The sequence below is a fragment of the Paracoccus alcaliphilus genome (genome assembly GCF_028553725.1).
Classification (GTDB): Bacteria; Pseudomonadota; Alphaproteobacteria; order Rhodobacterales; family Rhodobacteraceae; genus Paracoccus; species Paracoccus alcaliphilus.
This window is the reverse complement of sequence record NZ_CP067124.1, coordinates 1049684-1074954: the sequence shown is the minus strand read 5'-3', so window position 1 is coordinate 1074954 and position 25271 is coordinate 1049684. Positions and strand designations below refer to the sequence as shown.

Below are 25271 nucleotides of genomic sequence, written 5' to 3'. Positions count from 1 at the left end.
ATAACCCCGGACGATTTACCTGCCGCCAGCCCCCAAGGACCGTATCATGCCCAAAAGAACCGATATCAAATCGATCCTGATCATCGGCGCGGGGCCCATCGTCATCGGGCAGGCGTGCGAATTCGACTATTCCGGCGCTCAGGCCTGCAAGGCGCTGCGCGAAGAGGGGTATCGGGTCATCCTCGTGAACTCGAACCCGGCGACGATCATGACCGACCCGGAAATGGCCGACGCCACCTATATCGAGCCGATCACCCCCGAAATCGTCGAAAAGATCATCGCCAAGGAACGTCCCGACGCGCTGCTGCCGACGATGGGCGGGCAGACCGGGCTGAACACCGCGCTGGCGCTGGCCGACAATGGCGCGCTGGCCCGTTACGGGGTCGAGCTGATCGGCGCGCAACGCGCCGCCATCGAGATGGCCGAGGACCGCAAGCTGTTCCGCGAGGCGATGGACAGGATCGGGCTGGAAAACCCCAAGGCCACGATCATCGCCGCGCCCAAGGCCGCAAGCGGCAAATACGACATTTCCGCAGGCGTCGCGCAGGCGATGGAGGCACTGGAAGAGATCGGCCTGCCCGCCATCATCCGCCCCGCCTTCACCCTTGGCGGCACCGGCGGCGGCGTCGCCTATAACCGCGACGATTACGAACGTATCGTGCGCTCGGGCCTCGATGCCTCGCCCATGGCGCAGGTGCTGATCGACGAATCGCTGCTGGGCTGGAAAGAGTTCGAGATGGAGGTCGTGCGGGATCGCAACGACAATGCCATCATCGTCTGCGCCATCGAGAATATCGACCCGATGGGCGTCCATACCGGCGATTCGATCACCGTCGCCCCGGCGTTGACCCTGACCGACCGCGAATATCAGATGATGCGCAACGGCTCTATCGCCGTGCTGCGCGAAATCGGCGTGGAAACCGGCGGCTCGAACGTGCAATGGGCGGTGAACCCTGCCGATGGCCGCATGGTCGTGATCGAGATGAACCCGCGCGTCAGCCGCTCTTCCGCGCTGGCCTCGAAGGCGACCGGCTTCCCGATTGCCAAGATCGCCGCGAAACTGGCCGTCGGCTATACGCTGGACGAGCTGGACAACGACATCACCCGCGTGACACCCGCCAGTTTCGAGCCGTCCATCGACTATGTCGTCACCAAGATCCCGCGCTTTGCCTTCGAGAAATTCCCCGGATCGAAGCCCGAACTGACCACCGCGATGAAATCGGTGGGCGAAGTGATGGCAATCGGCCGCAGCTTCCACGAATCGCTGCAAAAGGCGCTGACTTCGATGGAAAACGGCCTGACCGGGCTGGATGAGATAGCCATCGAGGGCGCCGCCGAACAGGGCAGGCCCGCCATCGTCGCGGCACTGTCGCGCGCCACGCCCGACCGGCTGCGCGTGATCGCGCAGGCCATGCGCCTTGGGCTGAGCGACGACGAAATCCAGCGCATCACCCATTTCGACCCGTGGTTCCTTGCCCGCCTGCGCGAGATCGTCGAGGTCGAGGCCCGCATCCGCGATCAGGGCCTGCCGAGTGACCCCGAAGGGCTGCGCGCGCTGAAGATGATGGGCTTTACCGATGCCCGCCTTGCGATCCTGACCAATGGCAGTGAATCCGATATCCGCCGCGCGCGCCGCGCGCTGGACATCAAGCCCGTCTTCAAGCGCATCGACACCTGTGCCGCCGAATTCGAGGCCCAGACCCCCTATATGTATTCCACCTATGAGGCCCCGGCGATGGGCGATGTGGAATGCGAATCACGCCCCACGGATGCCAAGAAGGTCGTCATCCTTGGCGGCGGCCCGAACCGGATCGGTCAGGGGATCGAGTTCGACTATTGCTGCTGTCACGCCTGTTTCGCACTGACCGACGCGGGCTATGAGACCATCATGGTCAACTGCAACCCGGAAACGGTTTCGACCGATTACGACACCAGCGACCGGCTGTATTTCGAGCCTCTGACGCTGGAACATGTGCTGGAGATCCTGCGGGTCGAGCAGGAAAACGGCACCCTGCACGGCGTCATCGTGCAATTCGGCGGCCAGACGCCGCTGAAACTGGCCAATGCGCTGGAGGAAGAGGGCATCCCGATTCTGGGCACCACCCCCGACGCCATCGACCTGGCCGAGGACCGCGAGCGGTTCCAGCAGCTTCTGCACGATCTGGAGCTGAAGCAACCGATCAACGGCATCGCCCATTCCGACGCGCAGGCCATTGAAATCGCCGAACGCATCGGCTTTCCGCTGGTGATCCGCCCGTCCTATGTCCTGGGCGGCCGCGCGATGGAGATCGTGCGCGACATGGACCATCTGAAACGCTATATCACCGAGGCGGTCAGCGTTTCCGGCAAGAACCCGGTGCTGCTGGACAGCTATCTGTCGGGCGCCATCGAGGTCGATGTGGACGCGCTGTCGGATGGCGAGAACGTCCATGTCGCGGGCATCATGGAACATATCGAGGAAGCGGGCGTCCATTCCGGCGATTCCGCCTGCTCGCTGCCGCCGCATACGCTGGACGCCGCCACCATCGAGGAACTGAAGCGCCAGACGGTCGAGATGGCCCGCGCGCTGAAGGTGGTCGGGCTGATGAACGTGCAATTCGCGCTGAAAGGCGAGGATATCTATGTGCTGGAGGTGAACCCGCGCGCATCCCGCACTGTGCCCTTCGTCGCCAAGGCCACCGACAGCGCGATTGCGTCCATCGCCGCGCGGCTGATGGCAGGCGAGCCGATGTCGAACTTTCCCACACGCGACCCCTATCCCGCCGATGCCGGCCCCGAGGATGACCTGCCCTTTGCCGATCCGCTGACGCTGGCCGATCCGATCACGCCGTGGTTCTCGGTCAAGGAGGCCGTGCTGCCCTTCGCCCGCTTCCCCGGCGTCGATACGCTGCTTGGCCCGGAAATGCGCTCGACCGGCGAGGTGATGGGCTGGGACCGCAACTTTGCCCGCGCCTTCCTCAAGGCGCAACTGGGCGCCGGAACGCATCTGCCGACCGAGGGGCGGATTTTCGTCTCGATCAAGGATGCCGACAAGACCGAGGGCATGGCCGATGCCGCGCGCGACCTGACCGAAATGGGCTTCACCCTTCTTGCCACCAGCGGCACCGCCGATTTCCTGTCGGCTGCCGGGGTTCAGACGGAACGGGTCAACAAGGTCTATGAGGGCCGCCCGAACATCGTGGACCAGTTGAAGAATGGCAATATCGCCATGGTGCTGAACACCACCGAAGGCGCGCAGGCGATCGCCGATTCGCGCGACATCCGGGCGGTCGCGCTTTATGATAAGATTCCCTATTTCACCACCGCTGCGGGCAGCATCGCGGCTGTGGCGGCGATCAAGTCGCGCGAAGAGGGCGAGGTCGGCGTCCGGTCCTTGCAGGCTTAAGCGGGTTCGTGCCGCGGCCGGCCCCGTCCGGTAAAACTGTCGGAAACTGATCGGGAATCGGCGCGGCGCCTGTGCTAGGATGCCGCGCAACGTGAACAGTCGGAGAGTTTCCCATGGCCATCGCCACCCGTGCAGAGCGGCATTTCCTTGATCTTGTCAATCAGGCCCGCGCCGCCGAAGGGCTGTCGCCGGTTCAGCTTGAAACCCATCTCAACAGCAGTTCCGATGCGCATTCGCGCTGGATGCTGAACAACAACGAATTCTCGCATACGGGCCGGAATGGCACCAGCCCGCGGGATCGTATGGAGAATGCCGGGTTCGATCTGTCAGGCACCTGGATGGTGGCCGAGAACGTCGCCTTTATCAGCAACAACCGCGATGGCAGCCTGCTGGACGAGGTGGCGGCGCTGCACCGCAACCTGATGAACAGCGAGGGCCATCGCGCCAACATCCTGAATCCGCAACTGGAATTTATCGGCATCGGCTTGCAGACCGGCAATTTCCGCTATGACGGGCAAAGCTTCAACGCGGCCATGGTGACGCAGAATTTCGCCTCTACGCAGGGGAATGTGCGCGTCGATGTGGCGCCGGGAATCACCATCGACAGTATGGATTTCAGCCTTATGTCGGCGGCGCAACCGGCGCGTGGCGAATGGGTCTCGACCTATGGCGACAGGGGCCTGACCATCACCAGTCAGGCAGGATCGGCGCCGGTTCAGGGCAGCGCCCGGGCCGACGATATCCGGCTGGGCGGGCGCGACAACGTCGTCGATGGCGGCGGCGGACATGACTGGATCGCAGGGGGCGCGGGCAATGATACGCTGCGCGGCGGGGCCGGAAACGACCTGCTGCAAGGCGATGCCGGGCATGACTGGCTGGCGGGCGGCGCGGGCGCTGATACGCTGCGCGGCGGCGCGGGCAATGACTGGCTGCACGGCAATGCCGGACATGACCGGCTGTTCGGCGGGGCCGGTGCCGATACGCTGATCGGAGGTGCCGGGAACGACACGCTGACCGGGGGCGCCGGTGCCGACACCTTTGTTTTCCAGCGCAATTCCGGCATCGACCGGGTGACCGACTTCCAGCCCGGCACGGACCGGATCCTGATCGCCGAACGCGCGTTTCAGGGCAATGTCACCCAGCTTGTCGAGGATAACATCCGCGAGACGGCGAATGGCGTGGTGATCGACCTGCTGGACGGCAACCGCATCGTCTTTGTGGGCGAACGGCTGACGGTTCAGGATATCGCCGACGATATCTTCACCTTCTGAGACCCGTCAGAACAGGCAAAGCTGATCGCCCTTGCGGGCGGGCGGGCCAAAGCGGCTGCAATCCAGCGGCGGCGAACCCTCGCCATAGCCCAGCCTGCGCCGCGCCAGCCGGAAACGCTGGCGCAGCAACTGCGCCTCGATCCCCTCGCCGCGAAAGCGGTGGCCATAGCGGGGATCGTTGTCGCGCCCGCCGCGCATGGCCTGCAACCTGTTCATCACATGCTGCGCCATGCCGGGGCGGTGTCGTTGCAACCAGTCGCGAAACAGCGGCGCGACCTCATGCGGCAGACGCAGCGGGATATAGCTGGCATGGCTGGCCCCGGCCTTGCGGGCGGCACCCAGAATGGTCTCGATCTCGGCTTCCGTCAGCACCGGAATGACCGGCGCCACCATCACCCGGACCGGCACCCCGGCCTGGGACAGCGCCGCGATCATCTTCAGCCTTGTCAGGGGCGCAGGCGCGCGCGGCTCCATCGCCCTTGCCAGCGCGGCATCCAGCGTGGTCACGCTGACCCCCACCGCCGCCTGATCCTTGGCCGCCAGTTCCGCCCACAGGTCCAGATCGCGCAGCACCGTATGGCCGCGCGTTACCAGCGTCACCGGGTGATTCCAGTCGCGCAGCACGCGCAGGATGCCGGGCATGATCTGCAACCGCGCCTCGATGGGCTGATAGGGATCGGTATTCGTGCCCAATGCGATCGGCGCCACCCGATAGGACCGGCGCCCGATTTCCTGCTGCAACAGTTCGGCCGCGCCGGTCTTGGCGGTGATCCGGGTCTCGAAATCCAGCCCCGGGGACAGGCCCAGATAGGCATGGCTGGGCCGGGCATAGCAATAGATGCAGCCATGTTCGCACCCCCGATAGGGATTGATCGAGCGGTCAAACGCAATATCCGGAGAGTTGTTGCGGGTGATGATCGAACGCGGGCGTTCCTGAACCACCTCGGTCCGCAGCAGGGCCTGTTCTTCGGGCATGTCCCAGCCATCGGATTCGCGGATACGGTCCTGCGCCTCGAACCGGCCCGAAGGCCGTGTGTCGGCCCCCCGGGCCTTCAGCCGTTCATCTGGATCGCGTGGCGGCAACATGGCTCCACGATAGAACATTACCAGAACATTTGCCAGTGATTCGCGACGTCAACCCACCCGGTCGGGCAAGCCATCGCGCTGAATATCCGACCGGGTTCGCCGCCAAACCGGATGCCGCCGCGTCAAATCCGCCCAAAACACGGCACAATTCTGCTTTCTTTCCCTCAGAGTGCTTTTCTTTCGGGCTGCGGCTGCTCATATTGAAAGGAAGGAGAACCAAAATCATGCCCCTGCCGCATTTCCTGCTGCTGCTCATGGCGGTCATCCTTGCCGCCGCGCTGACCCTTTGGCTGTCCTTCGCCATCGGGATGCCCGAGATCATGCTGGCGCTTCTGGCGCTGGCCGGTGCGGCGCTGGTGCATATGTCGGTGCGCAACCACCACGATTCCGAAAGCTGACGCCGCCGTTCAGGTCAGGCGAAAACCGTCCGGCATGTCGGCGCTGCCGGTCAGGACCAGATCGGCCATGACATGGGCGATCCCGGGTGCCATGCCGAAGCCGATCTTGAAGCCGCCATTCGCGACATAATGCCCCGGACGCCCCGGCCACGCCCCCAGCAGCGGCGCCCGCGACTGCGCGCGCGGACGGATGCCCGCCCAGATATCCAGCACCGGCGCGTCAGCCAGTGCCGGGCAAATGGCATGGGCACGCGCCAGCAGATCCTGCGCCTGATCGTCGGGCAGCGCATGTTCAAAGCTGTTTTCCGAGGTAGAGCCGATGGCCACCGTTCCATCCGCGTGCGGCACGATATGCAGCCCGTCGGCAAAGATCTGCGGCTGCCCCGGGGCGTCGAAACCCAGCAGGACCGACTGCCCCTTGACCCCCTGCCCGATCTTGCGGCCCAGATCGGCGGACAGATCGGCCAGCCCTTCGGCCCCCGTGGCCCAGATGACGGTCCCGTCAGGTTGCCCGGCGGGCTGGCCCAAATCGATCGGCACCCCCCTGACCCGCAGCGCAGCGGTCACAGAGGCCAGCGCCGCGCGCGGTGCGATCCGCGCGGTCAGATCGTCATGCAGCCACAGCCCGGTTGGCGACTGCGGCAGCAGCACCGCCCCGGCGTCCCGGATCAGCCGCATCCCGATCCCGGCGGGCCATTGCTGCCCCGCCGCCGCGATCCGCTCTGCCAGCTTGTCCGCCGTTGCCATATCCGGCACCGGCTGCAACCGCCCGTGGCGGCCATAGCCGGTCGGGATGCCCGACGCGGCCTCGACCCCTTCCCAGAAACCCGGCGCCATCAGCAGGCTGTCCAGCTGAAACGCCTTCTTCTCGTTCCAGTTGTCGGGCACATGCGGGGCCAGCGCCCCCACGGTGCCGCCCGAGGATCCCGCCCCGATATGGCGCGCCTCGACCACCCGCACCGTGGCGCCGCGCCGGGTCAGTTCCCATGCGCAGCACAGGCCGAAAATGCCGCCGCCGACGATGGTGATGCTTGCCAAGGCGCAACCCTTTCCCCTAGCTGTCCACCATGAGCGCATTATCCGATAGCGGCGGCCCCGGCCAGCCACAGCTTGAATGGCGGGATGGCGGGGTGCCGGTCTCGACCCGGTTCGACGATCCCTATTTCAGCCTGTCGGGCGGGCTGGCCGAGACGCGGCATGTGTTTCTGGCCGGCAACGATCTGCCGGACCGGCTGCATCCCGGCTTTCACATCGCAGAGCTGGGTTTCGGCACCGGGCTGAACTGTCTGGCGCTGGCGCAGATCGCGCAGGTGCCGGTCCGCATGACCAGTTTCGAGGCCTTTCCGATGGATCGCGACCAGATGGCCCGCGCCCATGCCGCCTTTCCCGAACTGGGTGATCTGGCGGCGGGGTTGCGCGCGGGCTGGGGCCAGCCGGTGATCCGCATCGGGCAGGTGGAACTGACCGTGATCGCGGGCGATGTGCGCCAGACCCTGCCGGACTGGCCGGGCCGCGCAGATGCGTGGTTTCTGGACGGGTTTTCCCCGGCCAGGAACCCCGAAATGTGGTCCGGGCCGGTGATGGCGGCAGTCGGTGAACATACCGCGCCGGGCGGGACATTCGCGACCTATACCGCCGCCGGCCATGTGCGCAGGGCGCTGGAACAGGCAGGCTTCTCGGTCCAGCGCCGCCCCGGCTTCGGCACCAAGCGACATATGAGCGTGGGGCGCATCGCGGGCGAAGCCCGCCGCTGATACCGGCCTCTCGATGGGGTCGGGATCAGCGCACCCCCCCTGCCGTCAGCGGCGGATGCGGGGAATGCGGCTGGCGCTGTAGCGCGCCTCGGGATGGGGCGGCACGCCGTGGGTCACCTGCCAGAAACGCGGCCCGCCAAGACGCAGGAACAGCGGCGCGACCAGCACCAGCCCGGCGATGAATCCCCCCGCATGGGCCCAATAGGCAACGCCGCCCTCTCCGCCCGCTACGGTAAAGCCGCCCAGCAGCTGAAAGGTGAACCACAGTCCCAGCATCAGCCATGCCGGCACCGTGAACACCTTGAAGAAAACGATCAGGATCAGCAGGATATCGACCCGCGCTCGCGGGAACAGCAGCAGATAGCCGCCCATCACCCCGGCAATCGCCCCCGACGCCCCGACCATCGGAATGGACGAGAACGGCTCTGCCGCGATCTGCGCGGCGGCTGCGGCCAGACCGCAGGCCAGATAGAAGGCCAGATAACCGCCGTGACCCATCCTCTCTTCCAGATTGTCGCCGAAGATCCACAGAAACAGCATGTTCCCGGCCAGATGCATGAATCCGCCATGCAGGAACATATGCGTCAGCAGCCCGGACAGGGCATCGCCATGAACCACCGCCAGCGGATAAAGCGCCAGGCTGACCCACAACTGGTCCGCCCCCTCGGACACCGGAAGCGTCAGCAGATACATACCCACATTCACCGCGATCAGCGCATAGGTGACATAAGGCACCCGATGCGAGGGGTTGTGATCGCGGATCGGGAACATCGGTTATTCGGCAGCCAGCGGCCCCAGCAGCAACCGCGTGGCACCATCCGTATCGGTCAGCGCGACCTGCCCGGCCTCGGGTCCGGGGCTGGCTGCGGTGATCTCGGGCAGCGCGGCCAGAAAGCGGGTCTCGGCCTCTGATCGCGCCTCGTCCAGACAGGCCATCCGGGTCGAGGCGCCGGGACTGATCGATATCCCCGCATCCGTGCGGCTCAGTTGCGCCATGAAACGGTTGCAGGGCGCCTGCCCGGCGATGGCGTCATCCGGGCCCAACTCGAATGTGGTACCGTCGGGGGCGGCTTCGCCGTCGATGGCCAGAACGGCAAAGTTGCTGCCGGGCGGCAGCGGATCGGTGCCGGAATCGTCGCTGCCGGACAGGCAGGCGGACAGGGCGAAAATGGCGGCACTGGCCAGCAGGGCGTTACGCATCGGTGATCCTTTGGTTTGCGCCCGGATCATGGCCGAGCCGCGCGGGACTGGCAAGCAGCCCCCTGTTCGCAGGCGCCTCCCCGCGCTAGAGATAGGATCCCCACCTGCATCAGGACAGGAGAGACGCCATGACCGATCTGACCACCCGCAAGGATGCCGCCATTTCGCGCGGTGTCGGGATGACCACGCAGATCTATGCCGACCGCGCCGAAAATGCCGAGATCTGGGACAAGGACGGCAACCGCTATATCGACTTTGCCGCCGGGATCGCGGTGGTGAATACCGGTCACCGCCATCCGAAGGTGATCGAGGCCGTGCGCGCCCAGCTGGACCGATTCACCCATACCTGTCATCAGGTCGTGCCCTATGAGAGCTATGTCGCGCTGGCCGAGCGGCTGAACGCGCTGGTGCCGGGCGATTTCGCCAAAAAGACCATCTTTGCCACGACCGGCGCCGAGGCGGTGGAAAACGCCGTCAAGATCGCCCGTCACGCCACCGGCAGGCCGGGCATCATCAGCTTTGCCGGCGGGTTTCATGGCCGCACCTTCATGGGCATGGCGCTGACCGGCAAGGTTCAGCCCTATAAGGCGGGTTTCGGGCCGATGATGCCCGATATCTGGCACCTGCCCTTCCCGAACCCGCTGCATGGAGTGAGCGCCGAGGACGCGCTGAAGGCGCTGGACCGGCTGTTCAAGGCCGATCTGTCACCCGAGCGCGTGGCCGCCATCATCGTCGAGCCGGTTCAGGGCGAGGGCGGTTTCTATGAGGTGCCGCCGGGCTTCATGGAGCAGTTGCGCGGCATCTGCGACAAGTTCGGCATGCTGCTGATCGCCGATGAGGTGCAGACCGGCTTTGCCCGCACCGGCAAGCTGTTCGCGATGGAGCATCACGGCGTGGCCGCCGATCTGGTGACCATGGCCAAGGGTCTGGGCGGCGGTCTGCCGATCAGCGCCGTCACCGGCCGGGCCGAGGTGATGGACAGCCCCAATCCGGGGGGCTTGGGCGGCACCTATGCAGGCAATCCGCTGGGGGTGGCGGCCGCCCATGCGGTTCTGGACGTGATCGAGGAAGAGGGGCTGTGCGACCGCGCCATCCGGCTGGGCCAGAGGCTGAAGCAGCGTCTGGCCGCGATCCGCGATCAGGTGCCCGAGATCGTCGATATCCGCGGCCCCGGCTTCATGAACGCGGTCGAGTTCAACCTGCCCGGCACCGACAGCCCCGCCCCCGATTTCGCCGGTCGTGTGCGCGAAGAGGCCCTGGCGCGCGGGCTGATCCTGCTGACCTGCGGCGTGCATGGCAATGTCGTCCGCTTTCTTGCGCCGCTGACCATTCCCGACGAGGTGTTCGAGGAAGCGATGGGGATTCTGGACGAATCGCTGCTGGCGGCGCGGGGATGAGACGGCAGGACCGGGGGTTTTCCACCCCCGGACCCCCGGAAGGTATTTTTCAGGAGTGCGAGGGTGCGGCTGCGTCGGGGCGGGGCGGCAGGTCGGCCTCGAGGCCGGGGGCGCCGGGGCCTTCGGCGGCGGCGGCATCCTCGGGGTTGAACATCCGGCACAGCTCATGCGACAGACAGCCGCAGCGGATGCAGATGCTGAGACGGTCGCGGACACGCTTCAGGGTCTCGATCCGCTGATCGAGATCATCGCGCCACCCTTCCGAGATCCGCCGCCATTCCTCGCGGCCAAGCGGATCGCCCGACAGGGCCGGGCCAAGGGCGGTGCGGATTTCGGACAGTGGCAGACCGGCGCGCTGACCGGCCTTGATGATGGCCAGAATGCGCAGGCTGGCGCGGTTGTAGCGACGGTGATTTGCTGAGTTCCGGGTGGCGCGCAGAAGCCCCTCGCGTTCGTAATAATGGATGGCAGAGACCGCGATCCCGCTGCGGCGGGACAGGGCGCCAACCGACATATAGGGCGTCGAAGGAGGCGTTGAATTGATTTTATTGGACACTTTTGCCTTGTCCTCAACCATGCTTGAGGCCGTAGGGTCGCATTCCGACAAGCAAAACGCAAGGAATGTGACATGGCGGAATTACCGGATATGCGCGCTGGCGCGGTCCCTGCGAAGGGAGTGGAGGGCATGATGGATCCGGTTCTGCGCGATCGCCGTATCTGGGTGCTGATGGCTGCGGCGATGCTGACGATCATGTCGAATGCGACGATCACGCCCGCCTTGCCGGGGTTGCAGCAGATGTTTGCCGCCAATCCCGATGCGGCGCTGATGACCCGGTTGCTGATTACCGCGCCGTCCTTGCTGGTGGCGATCACCGCGCCGATCGCGGGGTCGATTACCGACCGGATCGGGCGGATCAGGCCGCTGTGCTGGGGGCTGGTGCTGTTTTCGGTGGCGGGCACGGCGGGGCTTTATCTGGGCTCGCTGGAGGCGATTCTGGCCAGCCGGCTGGCGCTGGGGCTGGGGGTCGCCTGCATCATGACCGCGCAGGCGGCGCTGATCGGCGATTACTATGAGGGGCCGGTGCGGGCGCGGCTGATGGGTTATCAGATGGCGGCGGTCAATCTGGGCGGGCTGATCTTTGTCACCGCCGCCGGGGCGATGGCGGCACATGATCCGCGCCTGCCCTTTGCCATCTATGGGCTGGGCCTGATCCTGATCCTGCCCGCCCTTCGCTGCCTGCACGAACCGGCCCGCACCATCCATGACGGCATCCTGGGCGAGCCGCGCGCGCCTGCCGAGCCGGGCTGGCAGCTGAATGTCGGGCTGATGGCCGTGGCGGCGGGGGCGACCTTCGTGATGTATTACGCGGTGCCGACGCAGCTGCCCTATCTGATGGCCTCGGTCGGGCTGGACCAGCCGCAACAGGCCGGGCTGGTGCTGGGCGCCACGATGCTGGCGGCGGCGGTGCTGTCGGTGGCCTCGGGTCCGCTGCGGCGCTGGCTGGGCCGGGTCGGCACGCCGGTCACCGGCTTCATGCTGCTGGCCGCCGGGTTCTGGGGCATGGCCGAGGCCCAGACCATGGTCACGCAGATGAGCTTTGCCGCGCTGAACGGCGCGGGGCTGGGGCTGACCATGCCCGCCTTCGTGACCACCGCGCTGAACGTGACCCCCGCCCATCGCCGTGGGACGGTGTCGGGCATCATCACTTCGGCGATTTTTCTGGGGCAGTTCCTGTCGCCACTGGCAACGCAGCCTCTGGTTACCTATCTGGGCTATTCCGGTGCCTTCCATGTGGCTGCGGTCAGCTATGTGGTGCTGGGTGCGCTGTTGTTCCTGACCATGCGCCGCCAGCCCGGCAGCGTCCCTGCCCATCCGCCGCGCAAGGGCTGACCGCCCGCGCCCCGACAAGGAGACCATCATGGCCGCCATCATCGAAATCGAGAACCTGTCGAAACAGTATCGCGGCGGCACGAAGGCGCTGAACGATGTCAGCCTGACCATCGAGGAGGGCGAGATCATCGCCCTGCTGGGCCCCAATGGCGCGGGCAAGACGACGCTGATCTCGATCATCTGCGGGCTTGTCGTGCCGACCGGCGGCGCAGTTCGCGTCGGCGGCCATGACATCGCCACCGACTGGCGCGCGGCACGCAGGCTGATCGGGCTGGTGCCGCAGGAAATCGCGCTGGAACCCTTCGAGACGGTGATGAACAGCGTCCGCTTTACCCGTGGCCTTTATGGCGAAGGGTCGGACGATGCCTGGATCGGACAGGTGCTGCGCAGCCTGGCGCTGTGGGACAAGCGCGACACCCCCACCAAAGAACTGTCGGGCGGGATGAAGCGGCGGGTGCTGATCGCCAAGGCGCTGGCGCACCGGCCCAAGGTGCTGTTTCTGGACGAGCCGACGGCGGGCGTGGACGTGGCCCTGCGCCGCGAGATGTGGCAGGTGGTCGAGCAGTTGCGCCGCGATGGCGTCACCATCATCCTGACCACGCATTATCTGGAAGAGGCCGAAGAGATGGCCGACCGCATTGGCGTCATCGACCGCGGGCGACTGCTGCTGATCAAGCCGACGGCGGAACTGATGGGCGAATTCGGCAAGAAGACCCTGACGATCGAACTGGACACGCCGCTGTCGCAGATCCCCCCTGAACTGGAGGGGCGCGAATTGCGGCTGTCGGCGGATGGCCGGGCGCTGTCCTATGATTATGACACACGCGCCGAACGGACCGGCATCGCCCGGCTGATCGGCGATCTGGCACGCGCCGGGGTGACGGTGCGCGACGTGTCCACACGCCAGTCCAACCTGGAAGAGGTGTTCATGTCGCTGGTATCGGAACCGCAGCACGAGGAGGAGACCGCATGAACAGCGTCAACTGGGCCGGGATCTGGGCCATCTTCCATCACGAGATGATGCGGTTCTTCCGCACCATCATGCAATCGCTGCTGTCGCCGGTGGTCTCGACCGTGCTGTATTTCGTCGTCTTCGGCGCGGCCATCGGCGGGCGCATCCAGTCGGTCGAGGGTGTGGCTTACGGCGCCTTCATCGTGCCGGGGCTGATGATGCTGACCATCCTTCAGCAATCGGTCAGCAATGCCAGTTTCGGCATCTATTTCCCGAAATTCAGCGGCACCATCTATGAATATCTCGTCTCGCCGGTGGGCTGGATCGAGGTGACCATGGGCTTTGTCGGCGCGGCGGCGGCCAAGGCGATCCTGATCGCACTGGTGATCCTGCTGACCAGCTTCTTCTTCGTCGGCGTGCATATCCTGCACCCGTTCTGGATGCTGGCCTTCCTGTTCCTGACGGCCTTGGGGTTCAGCCTGCTGGGCTTCATCCTCGGCCTCTGGGCGCGCACGTTCGAGCAGTTGCAGCTGGTGCCGATGATGGTCATCACGCCGCTGGTCTTTCTGGGCGGGGCCTTCTATTCGGCCAGCATGCTGCCCCCCTTCTGGGAGGCGGTGGCCAAATTGAACCCGGTGCTTTACCTGATCTCGGGCTTTCGCTGGTCGTTCTTCGGGCTGGCAGATGTGCCGGTGGGGGTGTCGCTGGTGGCGGTCGGGATCATGATCGTGGTCTGCCTTGCCATCATCCGCTGGATCTTTGCGACGGGCTGGCGGCTGCGGGAATGACGCCTTGGCGGCGGTCACGAACTTGCCACATGACTGCCGCATCACCGTCACATGGACGCCTTAGCAGGTGCGGATCATCTGCTTTCCAAGGAGCCTGTCCATGCGTCGCAATCTGGCGATACTTGCCTGTTTCATCGCAACCCCCGTCGCGGCGGAACAGACCTTTCCGGCCACGCTGGCCGGTCATGCCGTTCTGCCCGCCCATACGCTGGTGACGCCGCCGGCCGACGCGCCGCGCGATCTTTGGGTGTCGGGCAAGTTCACCGGGCCGGCCCGAAACGATGCCCCGATGAGCGTCGAGGGCGATGTCGGCGCGGCTTATGGCGGCCACAAGACCGGGATCTCGCTGCCCTTCATCGGCCAGCCGGTGCAGGGCATGTCGGGTCTGGCGATGAACCGCGACGAGGACGGCAGCTGGTTCGCCCTGACCGATAACGGCTTTGGCAACAAGGTGAACAGCCCCGACGCGATGCTGTTCTTCCACCGTCTGGCCCCCGATTTCGAAACCGGCAGGGTCGAACGTCTGGAGACCGTGTTCCTGCGTGATCCCGACGGCAAGGTGCCGTTCCGCATCGCCAATGAGGGCACCGACTTGCGCTATCTGACCGGCGCGGATTTCGACCCCGAAAGCATCCAGTTCCTGAACGACGAGATCTGGATCGGCGACGAATTCGGCCCGTTCATCCTGCGCGTGGCCCGCGATGGCCGCATCCTGTCGGTGCATCAGACCATGCTGGACGGCGCGGCCCTGACCGGACCCGACACGCCCGGCACCGTGGTTCCGGCCCAGCCCGGCGCGGATTTCCGCGTTCAACGCTCGGGCGGGTATGAGGGCATGGCGCTGCAACCCGGCACCGATCTGCTGTGGGCGATGATGGAAAAGCCGCTGCTGGTCGAAGGCGGCGGGACCGAGGGCGATTTCCTGCGCGTCATCACCTTCGACACCGCCAATGCCGACTGGACCGGTGACAGCTTCCGCTTTGCGCTGTCCGAAGGCGCGACCGCTATCGGCGATTTCAACTTCATCGACGACACCCGCGCGCTGGTGATCGAGCGTGACAACGGCGAAGGCGACGCCGCCCTTGCCTGCGCCGAAGGCGCGACCGATCAGGCCGATTGCTATCCGCAGCCCGCGCTGGTCAAGAATGTGGTGCTGGTCGATACCGCCAGCATGGACGAGGAAGGCTATATCCGCCGCATCGGCCATATTGACCTGCTGGACATCGCCGACCCGGACGGCAAGGCGCTGGAGGGGCTGAAGCCCGCCGAGGGCAATTTCACCTTCCCCTTCTTCACCATCGAGGATGTGGCCCGCGTCGATGACACCCATATCATCGTCGCCAATGACAACAACCTGCCCTTCTCGGGCGGGCGAGAGATCGGGCGCGCGGCGGATAACGAATTCATCCTGCTGTCGGTGCCGGAACTGCTGGCCGCCGAATAAGGGCGGCACGCCCCGCAGCCATCATCCCGGCTGCGGGGCTGTCACATGCGTCAGCCGCGCCGTCCGGTTTGCAGGCTGTCGCAGATCTTCGTCTGCGGGTCCAGGCGGACATAATCGCTGGCCGAGATCACGTTCATCTGATGGGACCGGTTCCAGCCGCCGAACCAGCGGTCGCGGATGCCGCCCCGATAAAAGCTGCCCATGATCTGATCGACATAGGGCGGGATGATCTGCGTGCCGGGCAGGCGTGGCGCGTGAAAGCCGATCCGCGCCTTCGGGCCCAGACAGGCATTCGGCATGGTAATCAGGATGGTGCAGGCCGACCGGCAATAGCCCCGGATCCGTACCGTCTTGCCCGACCGCGCCAACTGCTCGCGCGTGCGCACCATCTGCATCACATTGCCGCCGCGATTGTTCGACACGTCGATGAACTGGCCGCGCTGGACGATCTCGGCCTGTCCGGGCAGGGGCGCGGCGGCGATCAGCACCGCAACCAGCGGCAGGATCAGGCGAAGGGTCAAATGGCTCATGCGCGGGACTTTCCGGGAAAACGGATCAGGGAAACATCACATTCAGGGATATCACGGCCGGACCGGCCCGCCAGCCCTCAGCCAATCCCGCCCCCGGCTGCCAGCGCCAGATCCGCCAGCAGCATCGAGCCCAGAATCATCGCGACCATAATCCATCCGACAATCTTTTTCATGGTCCCCATATTGCCGCATCGGTGGGCCGGGAAAAGGCCGGCGGCGGCGCGGTCACGCGATCGTCAGCAGATTTTCCCGCCGGGGGTTGTCGTTTTCCAGCCCTGCGCCTGCGGAATTCGCATGCCGGGCCTACGGAACCTCTTTTCTGGCGGGACCGAATCACCTATTTGCGCCGGATGCAAGCCAACCCGCCAGACCTGCGCCCCGACCTCGCGCGCGCCCGCATCCCCGCCGACAATCCGGGCGACCGCCGCGACGGCCAGCCGACCATCGGCATGGTCTCCCTGGGCTGCCCCAAGGCGCTGGTGGACAGCGAACGCATCCTGACCCGCCTGCGGGCCGAGGGCTATGCGATCAGCCCCGATTACAAGGGCGCCGATGCGGTGATCGTGAACACCTGCGGCTTTCTGGACAGCGCCAAGGCCGAATCGCTGGATGCCATCGGCGAGGCCATCCGCGAAAACGGCCGCGTCATCGTGACCGGCTGTCTGGGGGCGGAACCCGAATACATCACCGGCGCCCATCCCAGGGTTCTGGCCGTCACCGGCCCGCATCAATATGAATCGGTGCTGGACGCAGTACATTCCAGCGTGCCGCCCTCGCCCGATCCGTTCATCGACCTGCTGCCCGCCAGCGGCGTCAGCCTGACCCCGCGCCATTACAGCTATCTCAAGATATCCGAGGGTTGTAACCACAAATGCAAATTCTGCATCATCCCCGACATGCGCGGGCGTCTGGTCAGCCGCCCGGCCCATGCCGTGGTCCGGGAGGCTGAAAAGCTGGTCGCCGCCGGGGTGCGCGAATTGCTGGTGATCAGCCAGGATACCAGCGCCTATGGCGTGGACCGGAAATTCGAGACGGAACGCGGCCACCGCGCCCATATCACCGATCTGGCCCGCGATCTGGGCGGTCTGGGCGCATGGGTGCGGCTGCATTACGTCTATCCCTATCCGCATGTGCGCGAGCTGATCCCGCTGATGGCGGATGGCCTTGTGTTGCCCTATCTGGATATCCCGTTCCAGCACGCCCACCCCGAGACCCTGCGCCGCATGGCCCGGCCCGCCGCAGCGGCAAAGACGCTGGACGAGATCGCGGCATGGCGGGCGATCTGCCCGGAGATCACCCTGCGCTCGACCTTCATCGTCGGCTATCCGGGCGAGACCGAGGCAGAGTTCCAGACCCTGCTGGACTGGCTGGACGAGGCGCAGCTGGATCGCGTCGGCGCGTTCCAATATGAAAACGTCCGCGGCGCCCGCGCCAACGACCTGCCCGACCATGTGCCCGATGACGTCAAGCAGGACCGTTTCGAACGGTTCATGCAGAAGGCGCAGGCGATCTCCGAGGCCAAGCTGGCGGCCAAGGTCGGCACCCGTATCGAGGTGATCGTGGACGAGGTTGACGATCAGGGCGCCACCTGCCGGACCAAGGCCGACGCACCGGAAATCGACGGCAACCTGTTCATCGATCAGGGATTCGAGGCGCTGAGCCCCGGCGATATCGTCACCGTGACCGTGGACGAGGCCGGGGAATACGACCTCTGGGGGCGGCTGTAACGGCTTACCGCTGAGGCCGCACCTCGCGCCCCTGACAGGCGTTCAGCAAGTCCATTGCCTCATTCAGGTCGTTGCGCGCGCGGCGCATGAATTCGGCATTATTGGCCAGATAGCGTTGTCTTGCGCTGGCAATGTCGTATTCGGTCTGAATCCGCTGATCGAAGCTGTCATTCAGCGACGAGCGATAGTTCTGCACCGCCTTCACCAGCGCCACCGCCCGGCCAAGGGTCTGGTTTTCCGCCAGTTCGGCCATGCTGGCGACGGTATTGGCCAGAGTCTGGAACATGCCGTTGATAAAGCGCCGCTGCGCCTCGCTGCGGGATTCGGCGTTGCGGATGTCGTTGGCCATCTTCTCGATATCCATGCCCTGCTGGATCTTCATGCGCATGAAGGTCCCGCCCGGCCCCGATTCGCCCATCGAGTTCAGCGTCCCCAGCGACCGGCGCACGACCTCGGCCGTATCGGCCTGACCATGCGCGACCTCGGATGCCGATTGCGCCGTATCCACCGCCGCTGTCGCCAGCCCTGAAACCCGCGCTGCCTGCGGACCGCCGATGGCGCCTGCCAGTTCCAGAAATCCGACGCAGGTATCCTTGACCAGCCGCGCGAAGGTATAGGCCTTGTTGGCGAAATCCAGCCGGTCCTGAACAAGCATCAGTTCCCGATGCGTTTCTTCCATCGCGGCCATATGGCGCGACAGGCTGGCGATCTTGTCGATATGCGTCGAACAGCTTTGCGGCGGCGTCAGATGGTGGCGCCGATAGATGTCACTGGCGGTGGCCATGGCCTCAGTCCCCATTCTGGTCGGAATCCAAGCTAATCGAAACCGCAAGGCTCTGTCCACGGTCCAGCCGCGCGGAAATCGGCCGGGCGGCTTTCATTTGCCGGATCGCTGACCTAGGAAGGCCGGGCAGACACCAACACAGGCAGAGCGGAACGGATGAACTGGGACCCCGACGGCCAGCCGCGCAAACCCGAAATTCTGGGGATCGGCGCGCAGAAGGCAGGAACCTCGTGGCTGGCGCAGATGCTGGGCCAGCATCCGCAGATCTGGATCCCGCCCTTCAAGGAAGTCCAGTATTTCAACCACCTGTTCATCCCCGAGCATCGCCGCTGGATCGGCTGGCATTACCGCAACAAGCCGCAAGAGGTGCGCGAACGCCACAAGCGCCGCAACATCCCGCTGCCGCCGGAACTGGACGCCTATCTGGACCGGATCATCAGCGGCAAGATGTTCCATAACCAGTGGTATAAACGCATCTTCGCCCCCGCCCCCGCCATCGCGCAACCGATGGATTTCACGCCGGAATATTCGACCCTGCCGCCCGAGGGCGTGGATTACGTCGCGAAATTCCTGCCGAAGGCCCGGATCATCTATCTGATCCGGCATCCGGTTGACCGGGCGGTGTCGCAACTGCGCATGAACCTGCGCCGCGAAAAGCGCACGCCCGCCACGGTCGCCGACTGGATGGCCGAGGTCGGGAACCCGGTGCTGTTCGACCGCGGCGATTACGCCAGCTATCTGCCGCGCTGGCGCGAACGCTATCCCGACATGCTGATCCTGCCCTTCGGCCGCATCGCCCGCGATCCCGGCGCGGTGATGGATCAGGTCGAGGCCTATCTGGGGATCGGTCCCTTCCCCTATATGAACCTGCGCCAGAAGGTCTTTGCCTCGCCCGCGGGGCTGAACCCGCCGCCCGAGGCGATCGAGGCGCTGAACAGGCGGCTGCAACCGCAGTTGGACTTTCTGGCGGACCATATGGGCGAGGCCTTTACCGCCGAAATCCGCTGACCTTTTCAGCCCGCGTCGTTTCGCCTACATAGCAGCTAAAGATTTCAGGAGATTCCGATGGCGTCCTATCAGTTCGTGTATCACATGGACGGCGTGTCCAAGACCTATCCCGGCGGCAAGAAGGTTTTTGAAAATATCCGCCTGAACTTCCTGCCGGGCGTCAAGATCGGCGTGGTCGGCGTCAACGGCGCCGGTAAATCGACGCTGCTGCGCGTGATGGCCGGCCTCGACAAGGATTTCTCGGGCGAGGCATGGGCGGCCAAGGGCGCGACCGTCGGCTATCTGCCGCAGGAACCGCAACTGGACCCGTCACTGAACGTGCGCGAAAACGTCATGCTGGGTGTGGCCGCGAAAAAGGCCAAGCTGGACCGCTATAACGAACTGGCGATGAACTACTCGGACGAAACCGCCGAGGAGATGGCCGCGTTGCAGGACCAGATCGACGCGGAAAACCTGTGGGATCTGGACAGCCAGATCGATGTCGCGATGGAGGCCCTGCGCTGCCCGCCCGACGATGCCGATGTCGAAAGCCTGTCGGGCGGTGAACGCCGCCGGGTGGCGCTGTGCAAGCTGCTGCTTGAGGCGCCCGACATGCTGCTGCTGGACGAACCGACCAACCACCTTGACGCGGAAACCATCGCCTGGCTGCAAAAGCACCTGATCGAATATCCGGGCACGATCCTGACCGTGACCCACGACCGCTATTTCCTCGACGACATCACCAGCTGGATTCTGGAACTGGATCGCGGCCGGGGCATCCCCTACGAGGGCAACTATTCCGCATGGCTGGAACAGAAGGCCAAACGACTGGAGCAGGAGGCCCGCGAGGACAAGGCCAAGCAAAAGACGCTGGAGCGCGAACTGGAATGGATCCGCGCCGGTGCCAAGGCCCGTCAGGCCAAACAGAAGGCCCGGATCAACGCCTATAACGAACTGGCCGGTCAGTCCGAGCGCGAAAAGCTGGCGCGCGCCCAGATCATCATCCCGAACGGCGAACGTCTGGGCAACCGGGTGATCGAGGTCGAGGGGCTGAAAAAGGCCATGGGCGACAAGCTGTTGATCGAGAACCTTGATTTCGCCCTGCCGCCCGGCGGCATCGTTGGCGTGATCGGCCCGAACGGCGCCGGTAAATCGACGTTGTTCCGCATGCTGACCGGGCAGGAACAGCCCGATGAGGGCAGCATCACGCTGGGTGACACGGTGCAGTTATCCTATGTTGATCAGTCGCGCGATGCGCTGGCCGCCGACAAGACCGTGTGGGAGGAAATCAGCGGCGGCGCCGAACAGATCGTGCTGGGCGACGCACAGATGAACAGCCGCGCCTATTGCAGCGCCTTCAACTTCAAGGGCGGCGACCAGCAGAAGAAGGTGGGCCAGCTGTCGGGCGGTGAACGCAACCGCGTCCATATGGCCAAGCTGCTGAAATCCGGTGGCAACGTGCTGCTGCTGGACGAACCGACCAACGATCTGGATGTCGAGACGCTTCAGGCGCTGGAAGCCGCGCTGGAAGATTTCGCCGGCTGCGCGGTCATCATCAGCCACGACCGCTTCTTCCTCGACCGTCTTTGCACGCATATTCTTGCGTTTGAAGGCGATGCCCATGTCGAGTGGTTCGAGGGCAACTTCGAGGCCTATGAGGCCGACAAGGTGCGCCGTCTGGGGCCCGATTCCATCGAACCCAAGCGCGTCAAATACAAGAAATTCACCCGCTGAGGGTTGATGGCGGCTGGTTCGCGCCAGCCGCCGCGACAACCGCGACAACTACCGTCACGACAACAAAAAAAACTGGCATGTCAGGACAACCCGACATGCCAGCGCATTAAAAGTATCTTGTTCAAATCGTGCTACAGGTCTTTGGTCAGAATCAGACCGAAGGATACGGTACCTGCAGCGGGGTATAACTTGTTAAAACACATCCAGATCTGTCGTCCGATCCGATTGACTCCTTTGTGCCCAATCGGAAGCTGTGCGTAAATTGGTGTGATTACCTAGGCAATTCTGCCTAGCTCCGTCCCGGCCCGCGCGGCCGGACCTGCCTGCGAAGGATCAAGGCCATGAGGAACTCGCTGGGGGCAATGCTGGCAATCGGTCTGGCGGGGCTGCAATTCATTGCGGTTCTGGCGATCGTGTTCTCGTCCTATCTGACCTCGGAACGGGCGCTGATGGACCATGCGCGCGGCCTGCTCAGCGATGTCGGCTTCAACACCATCGAACATTCCAAGGGCTTTCTGAACCCGGCCCGCGGGGCGGCGGAACTGGCGGCGCGGCTGGCGCAGAACCATATCGTGGCCAGCGACGACCATCGCGCGCTGGAACAGTTGCTGTTCCAGCAGCTGCAACTGGCGCCGCAGTTCGCCGGGTTGTATTACGGCAGCGAGAATGGCGATTTCATCTATGTCATGCGCAGCGACGGCCCCGGCCCGTTCCGCACGAAATTCGTGATCGTCGATGGTCCGCGCCGGCATGTCGAAATGATCTGGCGCGACAATAAGTTCAATTTCATCACCCGGGAAACCGATCCCGCAGACACCTTCGACCCGCGCACCCGGCCCTGGTATGAACGCGCCCGCGATACGCTGGGGACGATCTGGACCGACCCCTATATCTTCTTTTCGTCGCAACAGCCCGGCATCACGCTGGCCGCGCCGGTGCTGAACGGTGAGGGTGGCATCCGGGGCGTCGTCGGCGTGGATATCGAGATCAGCGACATTTCGGATTTTCTGGCGCGGCTGAAGATCGGCAATACCGGCAAGGCGCTGATCATCAACCGCAACGGCGACGTCATCGCCCACCCCCAGCCGGAACTGATCAAGACCCGCGACAGCGACGGCACCCTGCGCTTTACCAGCATCAACGAGATCGAGGACCCGATCGCCCGCGCCGCCTTTGGCGATACCGATGCCGAGCCTGATTTCGATTTCCTTGTCGGCTCGGAACGGCCTTTCCAGTTCACCCATAACGGCGCGGTCTATGTCTCGACCCTGATGCCGATCATCAGCGAGATCCTGCCCTGGACCATCGCCGTCTATGCCCCCGAGGACGACTTTACCGGCGTCATCAAGCGCAACCGGACGGAAAACCTGTGGATCGCCGCCGTCGTGGCCATCATCACCGGACTGGTCGGGCTGCTGCTGGCAGAGTTCATCCACCAGCCGGTCAAGGCCTTCGCCGTCCGCTCGGCGCTGATCTCTCAGGGGGAAATCGACCCGTCCGAGCCGCAGCCGAGCACTTATCGCGAACTGGCCCATGCCAATGAAACGCTGGTCCAGCAGATCGTGGCGCGCAAAAAAACCGAACAGGAATATGGCCAGACCTTCGATCTGTCCTCGCGCGGGATGGCGCAGACGGACTGGGCCAGCGGGCGGTTCCTGCGCGTCAATGCCCAGCTTTGCGCGATGATGGGCTATGGCGCGGACGAGCTGAAGGACATGCGCATCGCCGATCTGGTGCAGCCGGGCAGCAACCTGTCGCTGGCGCTGGATGCCGGGGCGCTGGACGAATCCTTTGCCACCACGCAAGAGGCATGGTTCCAGCGCAAGGATGGCAGCGCGATCTGCGTGACGCTGAACGCCATCGTCATCCGCGACCATGACGGCAGGCCGCTGCATGCGGTGCTGACGCTGGACGACGTGACCGAAAGCAAAGAGAAAGAGGCCCAGATCTCGCAGCTCAACAGCGATCTGTCGCATCTGGCGCGGGGCAACACGATGGGCCAGATGGCCGCCGGTCTGGCGCACGAACTGAACCAGCCGCTGGCCGTCATCGCGCAGGATGCCGATACCGCCCGGCTGATTCTGGAACAGGACGCCGATCACGACCCGGAACTGCGCGAAATCCTGACCGAGATCGAGCAACAATCGCATCGCGCCGCCGACATCATCCGCGCGCTTCGCGGCTTCATCCTCAAGGATGGCGGGGCGCGTCACAGGTTCAGCTTCGTGGAGCTGTTCGAGCAGACCCAGCGGCTGGTGCAGCCCGAGGCGCATCGGGCCGGGGTCTCGATCATCGCCGATCTGGGTCAGCCGCCGATGGTCGAGGCCAACCGCATTCAGGTCGCGCAGGTGATCGTCAACCTGCTGCGCAACGCCATCGAGGCCATCGCCTCGGAAAATCCCGGCGGCGCGGGCCGCGTCACCGTTTCGGCCCTGCCCGTCGATGGGGCCTTGCAGGTCTCGGTTCACGACAGCGGGCCGGGGGTGGCCGAGGGGGTCAAGCTGTTCAGCCGGTTCGAGACCACCAAACCCGACGGCATGGGTCTGGGCCTGTCGATCTGCCGCACGATGGTCGAGGCGAATGGCGGCCAGTTGTGGCAGGACCCGCAGGTCACCGGTGGCGCCTGCTTCCGGTTCACCTTACCTTTTGCCAAAATCGCGTGACAATTCTATACGGAATGCAGAGGGTTGAGGCAAAACGACTCGTGACCGGGCTGGAACCTCCCTGCCGGTCCGGCGTCGGTCGCGCCACCTTCAAGGAGGGTGCCCATGACTGAACGGCCGCATACGGTCTTTATCGTCGATGACGACGACGCCATCCGCGGGTCACTGTCGCGGGCCCTGGGCAAGCGCGGATATGACGTGCAAAGCTTTGCCTCGGCACAGGATTTTCTTGACGCCTATGACGGCGGCAGGCCGGGTTGTCTGATCCTCGATCAGGGGATGCCGGGCATGACCGGGCTGCAATTGCAGGACCATCTGCTGAAGTCCGGGCACGGGCTGCCGATCATCTTCATCACCGGCCACGGCGGCGTGCCGGAATCGGTGCAGGCGGTGAAACGCGGCGCGATCGACTTTCTGGAAAAGCCCTTTCGCCAGACGGTGCTGATCGAACGGATCGAGGCGGCGCTGGAACTGGCCCGCAATCAGGCCGAAACGGACGCGCAGAACCGCAGGCTGCTGGACCGCTTTGGCCGGCTGACGGCGCGGGAACTGGAGATCGTGCGGCTGATCCTTGCGGACCCCTCGGCGATTTCCAGCAAGGATATCGGGCGCAGGCTGGATATCAGTCCGCGCACCGTCGATCACCACCGGGCGCGGATTCTGGAAAAGCTGGAGATCAGCTCGGTCGTGGAACTGGTCGATATGGCCCGGCGCACCGATCTGGACCGGCTTTGCGTCGGCGAAGGCTAGAACGGCAGCGGCGAGGCACCGATCACCAGCGGATGCAGATGCAGGAACCCTGCCCAGATCAGCAGCGCCAGCCCCAGCCTCGGGACGGTCGGACGGAACTGCGACGGCAGGCCCGAACGCGCCAGCCCGGTCAGCGCGAAGGCCAGCATCCCGCCGAACAGCCCGGCATGGGCCAGATCGCCATTCACCAGCAGATGCGCCCCGGCCCAGATCGCGAAAGCCAGCACCAGCCCCGACAGCCCGCGCGCCAGACAGCCCGACAGGATCGCCAGCGGCATCGCCAGATTGATCAGCCAGCGCCCGCCATTGCCCGCATCCCACAGCGCGACATAGGGCGCCTGCCCTGCCGCCCGAATCAGCCATGCCAGCAGCATGACCGACAGCAGGCTGAACCCGGCCAGATAGGCCCGCCGCCCCAGATGCGCGACCAGCCAGCCCCGGATACGCGGCATCGCCGGGATCACATGCGCGCCCAGAAACGCGGCCGATGCCGCCAGATATTCGACCCATCCACCCATACCCCAAGCGAT

The 25271-nt window shown here is 64.9% G+C and carries 22 protein-coding genes; 14 read left to right on the top strand and 8 right to left on the bottom strand.

Going from position 1 to position 25271, the window contains the following annotated elements:
- Positions 1–46 precede the first annotated feature (46 nt).
- A complete protein-coding gene (carB, locus tag JHW40_RS05520; protein ID WP_090612043.1) occupies positions 47–3385 on the top strand; it encodes a carbamoyl-phosphate synthase large subunit in 3339 nt (1112 codons plus the stop codon).
- A gap of 113 nt (positions 3386–3498) precedes the next feature.
- Positions 3499–4656: a CAP domain-containing protein gene (locus tag JHW40_RS05515; RefSeq protein ID WP_090612045.1), complete on the top strand. Its 1158-nt coding sequence runs from the start codon at positions 3499–3501 to the stop codon at positions 4654–4656.
- A gap of 6 nt (positions 4657–4662) precedes the next feature.
- Here JHW40_RS05515 and JHW40_RS05510 read toward each other — a convergent pair whose 3' ends face one another.
- Complete coding sequence (locus JHW40_RS05510; RefSeq protein WP_170851807.1) at positions 4663–5760, bottom strand: PA0069 family radical SAM protein; 1098 nt, start codon at positions 5758–5760, stop codon at positions 4663–4665.
- 206 nt (positions 5761–5966) lie between these two features.
- On the opposite strand from JHW40_RS05510, the gene JHW40_RS05505 reads away from it, so the two are divergent.
- On the top strand, positions 5967–6140 hold the full coding sequence (locus tag JHW40_RS05505) for a hypothetical protein (RefSeq protein ID WP_170851808.1): 174 nt from the start codon (positions 5967–5969) through the stop codon (positions 6138–6140).
- Between the two features lie 9 nt (positions 6141–6149).
- Here the strand turns inward: JHW40_RS05505 and JHW40_RS05500 are convergent, their stop codons facing one another.
- The gene (locus JHW40_RS05500; protein WP_090612048.1) at positions 6150–7217 is read right to left on the bottom strand and encodes an NAD(P)/FAD-dependent oxidoreductase; all 1068 of its coding nucleotides are present in this window, start codon (positions 7215–7217) and stop codon (positions 6150–6152) included.
- Here JHW40_RS05500 and mnmC2 point away from each other — a divergent pair.
- Complete coding sequence (gene mnmC2 / locus JHW40_RS05495; protein ID WP_090612109.1) at positions 7208–7894, top strand: tRNA (5-methylaminomethyl-2-thiouridine)(34)-methyltransferase MnmC2; 687 nt, start codon at positions 7208–7210, stop codon at positions 7892–7894. The two genes, JHW40_RS05500 and mnmC2, sit on opposite strands and share 10 nt — an antisense overlap.
- Before the next feature lie 45 nt (positions 7895–7939).
- Here mnmC2 and JHW40_RS05490 read toward each other — a convergent pair whose 3' ends face one another.
- Both JHW40_RS05490 and JHW40_RS05485 read right to left on the bottom strand, forming a co-directional pair.
- A complete protein-coding gene (locus tag JHW40_RS05490) occupies positions 7940–8665 on the bottom strand; it encodes a rhomboid family intramembrane serine protease (protein ID WP_090612050.1) in 726 nt (241 codons plus the stop codon).
- 3 nt (positions 8666–8668) lie between these two features.
- On the bottom strand, positions 8669–9094 hold the full coding sequence (locus tag JHW40_RS05485; RefSeq protein WP_170851809.1) for an META domain-containing protein: 426 nt from the start codon (positions 9092–9094) through the stop codon (positions 8669–8671).
- A 128-nt stretch (positions 9095–9222) separates the two neighbouring features.
- Here JHW40_RS05485 and JHW40_RS05480 point away from each other — a divergent pair, with 128 nt between their 5' ends.
- Positions 9223–10491: a 4-aminobutyrate--2-oxoglutarate transaminase gene (locus JHW40_RS05480; RefSeq protein WP_090612054.1), complete on the top strand. Its 1269-nt coding sequence runs from the start codon at positions 9223–9225 to the stop codon at positions 10489–10491.
- 49 nt (positions 10492–10540) lie between these two features.
- Here the strand turns inward: JHW40_RS05480 and soxR are convergent, their stop codons facing one another.
- A complete protein-coding gene (gene soxR, locus JHW40_RS05475; RefSeq protein WP_090612057.1) occupies positions 10541–11005 on the bottom strand; it encodes a redox-sensitive transcriptional activator SoxR in 465 nt (154 codons plus the stop codon).
- 171 nt (positions 11006–11176) lie between these two features.
- Between soxR and JHW40_RS05470 the strand changes: the two genes are divergently transcribed.
- The 4 genes from JHW40_RS05470 to JHW40_RS05455 all read left to right on the top strand — a co-directional run bounded on the left by JHW40_RS05470 (position 11177) and on the right by JHW40_RS05455 (position 15566).
- On the top strand, positions 11177–12382 hold the full coding sequence (locus JHW40_RS05470; protein WP_170851810.1) for an MFS transporter: 1206 nt from the start codon (positions 11177–11179) through the stop codon (positions 12380–12382).
- Positions 12383–12410: 28 nt separating this feature from the next.
- A complete protein-coding gene (locus JHW40_RS05465) occupies positions 12411–13355 on the top strand; it encodes an ABC transporter ATP-binding protein (RefSeq protein WP_090612062.1) in 945 nt (314 codons plus the stop codon).
- The gene (locus JHW40_RS05460) at positions 13352–14122 is read left to right on the top strand and encodes an ABC transporter permease (protein WP_090612065.1); all 771 of its coding nucleotides are present in this window, start codon (positions 13352–13354) and stop codon (positions 14120–14122) included. The genes JHW40_RS05465 and JHW40_RS05460 overlap by 4 nt, the downstream gene beginning before the upstream one ends.
- A 100-nt stretch (positions 14123–14222) precedes the next feature.
- On the top strand, positions 14223–15566 hold the full coding sequence (locus JHW40_RS05455) for an esterase-like activity of phytase family protein (RefSeq protein WP_090612068.1): 1344 nt from the start codon (positions 14223–14225) through the stop codon (positions 15564–15566).
- Positions 15567–15616: 50 nt separating this feature from the next.
- On the opposite strand, the gene JHW40_RS05450 is transcribed toward JHW40_RS05455, so the two are convergent.
- Positions 15617–16096 carry a hypothetical protein gene (locus JHW40_RS05450; RefSeq protein ID WP_090612070.1) on the bottom strand — a complete coding sequence of 160 codons (480 nt, stop codon included), beginning with the start codon at positions 16094–16096 and terminating at the stop codon, positions 15617–15619.
- A gap of 350 nt (positions 16097–16446) precedes the next feature.
- Between JHW40_RS05450 and rimO the strand changes: the two genes are divergently transcribed.
- A complete protein-coding gene (gene rimO, locus JHW40_RS05445; protein ID WP_170851812.1) occupies positions 16447–17823 on the top strand; it encodes a 30S ribosomal protein S12 methylthiotransferase RimO in 1377 nt (458 codons plus the stop codon).
- A gap of 4 nt (positions 17824–17827) precedes the next feature.
- On the opposite strand, the gene JHW40_RS05440 is transcribed toward rimO, so the two are convergent.
- Positions 17828–18607, bottom strand: coding sequence for a hypothetical protein (locus tag JHW40_RS05440; RefSeq protein WP_090612075.1), 780 nt, complete (start codon positions 18605–18607; stop codon positions 17828–17830).
- A gap of 156 nt (positions 18608–18763) precedes the next feature.
- On the opposite strand from JHW40_RS05440, the gene JHW40_RS05435 reads away from it, so the two are divergent.
- The 4 genes from JHW40_RS05435 to JHW40_RS05420 all read left to right on the top strand — a co-directional run bounded on the left by JHW40_RS05435 (position 18764) and on the right by JHW40_RS05420 (position 24741).
- Positions 18764–19615 (top strand): sulfotransferase family protein, encoded by an 852-nt coding sequence (locus JHW40_RS05435; RefSeq protein WP_090612078.1) that lies wholly within the window; start codon positions 18764–18766, stop codon positions 19613–19615.
- Between the two features lie 57 nt (positions 19616–19672).
- The gene (ettA, locus tag JHW40_RS05430; protein WP_090612080.1) at positions 19673–21328 is read left to right on the top strand and encodes an energy-dependent translational throttle protein EttA; all 1656 of its coding nucleotides are present in this window, start codon (positions 19673–19675) and stop codon (positions 21326–21328) included.
- 341 nt (positions 21329–21669) lie between these two features.
- On the top strand, positions 21670–23991 hold the full coding sequence (locus JHW40_RS05425) for a cache domain-containing protein (protein WP_090612083.1): 2322 nt from the start codon (positions 21670–21672) through the stop codon (positions 23989–23991).
- A gap of 105 nt (positions 23992–24096) precedes the next feature.
- Entirely contained in the window at positions 24097–24741 is a 645-nt protein-coding gene (locus JHW40_RS05420; protein ID WP_090612086.1) for a response regulator transcription factor, read from the top strand.
- Here JHW40_RS05420 and JHW40_RS05415 read toward each other — a convergent pair.
- A complete protein-coding gene (locus tag JHW40_RS05415; protein ID WP_090612088.1) occupies positions 24738–25259 on the bottom strand; it encodes an NnrU family protein in 522 nt (173 codons plus the stop codon). The genes JHW40_RS05420 and JHW40_RS05415 overlap by 4 nt on opposite strands.
- Positions 25260–25271: the final 12 nt, after the last annotated feature.

Coding starts and splice junctions, on each gene's coding strand:
- carB (WP_090612043.1), top strand. CDS start 47: ATGCCCAAAAGAACCGATATCAAATCGATCCTGATCATCGGCGCGGGG.
- JHW40_RS05515 (WP_090612045.1), top strand. CDS start 3,499: ATGGCCATCGCCACCCGTGCAGAGCGGCATTTCCTTGATCTTGTCAAT.
- JHW40_RS05510 (WP_170851807.1), bottom strand. CDS start 5,760: ATGTTCTATCGTGGAGCCATGTTGCCGCCACGCGATCCAGATGAACGG.
- JHW40_RS05505 (WP_170851808.1), top strand. CDS start 5,967: ATGCCCCTGCCGCATTTCCTGCTGCTGCTCATGGCGGTCATCCTTGCC.
- mnmC2 (WP_090612109.1), top strand. CDS start 7,208: ATGAGCGCATTATCCGATAGCGGCGGCCCCGGCCAGCCACAGCTTGAA.
- JHW40_RS05500 (WP_090612048.1), bottom strand. CDS start 7,217: ATGCGCTCATGGTGGACAGCTAGGGGAAAGGGTTGCGCCTTGGCAAGC.
- JHW40_RS05490 (WP_090612050.1), bottom strand. CDS start 8,665: ATGTTCCCGATCCGCGATCACAACCCCTCGCATCGGGTGCCTTATGTC.
- JHW40_RS05485 (WP_170851809.1), bottom strand. CDS start 9,094: ATGCGTAACGCCCTGCTGGCCAGTGCCGCCATTTTCGCCCTGTCCGCC.
- JHW40_RS05480 (WP_090612054.1), top strand. CDS start 9,223: ATGACCGATCTGACCACCCGCAAGGATGCCGCCATTTCGCGCGGTGTC.
- soxR (WP_090612057.1), bottom strand. CDS start 11,005: ATGTCGGTTGGCGCCCTGTCCCGCCGCAGCGGGATCGCGGTCTCTGCC.
- JHW40_RS05470 (WP_170851810.1), top strand. CDS start 11,177: ATGATGGATCCGGTTCTGCGCGATCGCCGTATCTGGGTGCTGATGGCT.
- JHW40_RS05465 (WP_090612062.1), top strand. CDS start 12,411: ATGGCCGCCATCATCGAAATCGAGAACCTGTCGAAACAGTATCGCGGC.
- JHW40_RS05460 (WP_090612065.1), top strand. CDS start 13,352: ATGAACAGCGTCAACTGGGCCGGGATCTGGGCCATCTTCCATCACGAG.
- JHW40_RS05455 (WP_090612068.1), top strand. CDS start 14,223: ATGCGTCGCAATCTGGCGATACTTGCCTGTTTCATCGCAACCCCCGTC.
- JHW40_RS05450 (WP_090612070.1), bottom strand. CDS start 16,096: ATGAGCCATTTGACCCTTCGCCTGATCCTGCCGCTGGTTGCGGTGCTG.
- rimO (WP_170851812.1), top strand. CDS start 16,447: ATGCAAGCCAACCCGCCAGACCTGCGCCCCGACCTCGCGCGCGCCCGC.
- JHW40_RS05440 (WP_090612075.1), bottom strand. CDS start 18,607: ATGGCCACCGCCAGTGACATCTATCGGCGCCACCATCTGACGCCGCCG.
- JHW40_RS05435 (WP_090612078.1), top strand. CDS start 18,764: ATGAACTGGGACCCCGACGGCCAGCCGCGCAAACCCGAAATTCTGGGG.
- ettA (WP_090612080.1), top strand. CDS start 19,673: ATGGCGTCCTATCAGTTCGTGTATCACATGGACGGCGTGTCCAAGACC.
- JHW40_RS05425 (WP_090612083.1), top strand. CDS start 21,670: ATGAGGAACTCGCTGGGGGCAATGCTGGCAATCGGTCTGGCGGGGCTG.
- JHW40_RS05420 (WP_090612086.1), top strand. CDS start 24,097: ATGACTGAACGGCCGCATACGGTCTTTATCGTCGATGACGACGACGCC.
- JHW40_RS05415 (WP_090612088.1), bottom strand. CDS start 25,259: ATGGGTGGATGGGTCGAATATCTGGCGGCATCGGCCGCGTTTCTGGGC.